The 2,113-nt window shown below is 73.9% G+C and carries 1 protein-coding gene; it reads left to right on the top strand.

The features are described from left to right. Nucleotides 1-1,150: 1,150 nt before the first annotated feature. Nucleotides 1,151-2,113, top strand: a 963-nt coding sequence (gene serB / locus KUM44_RS36115) for a phosphoserine phosphatase SerB (protein WP_217213992.1), incomplete at its 3' end; no start/stop codon positions are given.

Genomic DNA, 2,113 nt, shown 5'->3' with positions numbered 1-2,113 from the left:
GTATGGCGTTGGTTCTCGGGGCGGCGTGGGGCGCGGGGGCGGGGGCCGTGGGGGCGCTGCTGGCCCGGGCGACCGGGGCCGCGGGGCAGCGGGCGGCGCCGTTGGCTGCGGGGGTGGCGGTGGGCGCGGGGGCTACGGGTCCTACAGGCGGCCCTGCTGGTCCCGCTGGTCCCGCTGGTCCCGCTGGTCCCGCTGGCCCCGCTGGTCCTACGACCGAAGGTTCCGGGGTTTCGCCGTACGCCGGCCGGTCCGGACCGTATGCCCCAGGCGCCCCGTACCGGCCTCCGAACCCGGCGACGAACCCGTATCTGCGCGTGCCGGACCAGCTGCGCGAGCCGGAGGACGCTCGACCGCCCGGAGCGATGCCGCCGCCCGAGGTTGCTCGACCGCCCGGAGCGATGCCGCCGCCCGAGGTTGCTCGACCGCCCGGAGTGATGCCGCCGCCCGAGGTTGCTCGACCGCCCGGAGCGGTCCCGCCGCCCGACGGTGCACGAACGCCCGGAGCGGTCCCGCCGCCCGACGGTCCTCGGCCGGCCGAGGACGCGTCGGCGCGTGACGGTGGCGACGACATCTACGGCGCGCCCACGGTCGTCCGGCCGATCGGGCCGCCCCCGAGGTCGCCCCGGCCTCCCCGGCGGCGTGGGAACCGGCCGTCGCCGGGAGCGGACGACGGGCCGCCGCCTCCGCCCCCTCCTCCGCCTGCTCCCCCGCCGCCGGGGAACCCGAAGCGGCGCTCCTGAGCCACCAGAGGCGCTCCTGATCCACTAGGGCGTGTCCGCGAAGTCCCGCCTCCCCCGCGACGCCAGGCACGGTCTCTCGGAGGGGCACCCCCGCCGCACCGGCCGAGAGCCCACGTACATCCAATACGAGGGCTCCCACCCGGCACGCCGAGAGCACGCTCCCCCACGACGCCTCGGGGCCTGTCCTCCGGGCGGACGACGGGGCGGACATGACCTGGCGGGGTCGGCACGTCTCGCGGCGATCCGCCCGGGCGGCGGCTCACGGGTGCGTCGGGGTCACCTCTCGGTCACCGAGGCAGCCGTGGCCGTGACGTAAGGCGCACGCCACCCGGCCGACACCCAGTGTTTCGTGTCCGCTAGACGGACCTCAGGGGCGGCAGGCACGGGGTGCCGGATACGGTGGAAGCACCATGAGCGCTTCGCAGACCTCCGACATCCCCACCCTTCTCGTCAAGATCTTCGGGAAGGACAGGCCGGGCATCACCGCCGGACTCTTCGACACGCTGGCCGCCTACTCGGTCGACGTGGTCGACATCGAGCAGGTCGTCACCCGTGGCCGGATCACGCTGTGCGCTCTCGTGACGCAGCCTCCGGCCGGAGTGGAGGGCGATCTTAGGGCGACCGTCCACAGCTGGGCCGAGTCGATGAAGATGCAGGCGGAGATCATCTCCGGCCTGGGCGACAACCGGCCGCGCGGCCTCGGACGCTCGCTGGTGACAGTGCTCGGGCATCCGCTCACGGCGGAGGCGACGGCTGCGATCGCCGCCCGGATCACCAAGTCCGGCGGCAACATCGACCGTATCTTCCGGCTCGCCAAGTACCCCGTGACGGCGGTGGAGTTCGCGGTGTCCGGTGTGGAGACCGAGCCGCTGCGCACCGCCCTGGTGACCGACGCGGCGGCACTGGGTGTCGACATCGCGGTCGTCGCGGCGGGGCTGCACCGGCGCGCCCAGCGCCTGGTCGTCATGGACGTGGACTCGACCCTCATCCAGGACGAGGTGATCGAGCTCTTCGCGGCGCACGCCGGCTGCGAGGACAAGGTGGCCGAGGTGACGGCGTCCGCGATGCGCGGGGAGCTGGACTTCGAGCAGTCGCTGCACGCGCGCGTGGCGCTGCTGGAGGGGCTGGACGCCTCGGTGGTGGAGAAGGTGCGCAGCGAGGTGCGGCTGACGCCGGGCGCGCGCACGCTGATCCGCACACTGAAGCGCCTCGGGTATCAAGTAGGTGTCGTCTCGGGTGGGTTCACCCAGGTCACCGATGACCTCCAGGAGCGGCTCGGGCTCGACTTCGCCCAGGCGAACACGCTGGAGATCGTCGACGGGAAGCTGACGGGCCGGGTCACCGGCGAGATCGTGGACCGGGCCGGCAAGGCG

Origin of the sequence: Streptomyces sp. AC550_RSS872 (assembly GCF_019049285.1) — a bacterium.
Classification (GTDB): Bacteria; Actinomycetota; Actinomycetes; order Streptomycetales; family Streptomycetaceae; genus Streptomyces.
Note: the sequence above shows the minus strand (reverse complement) of the source record. Positions and strands in the feature narration are given on the sequence as shown.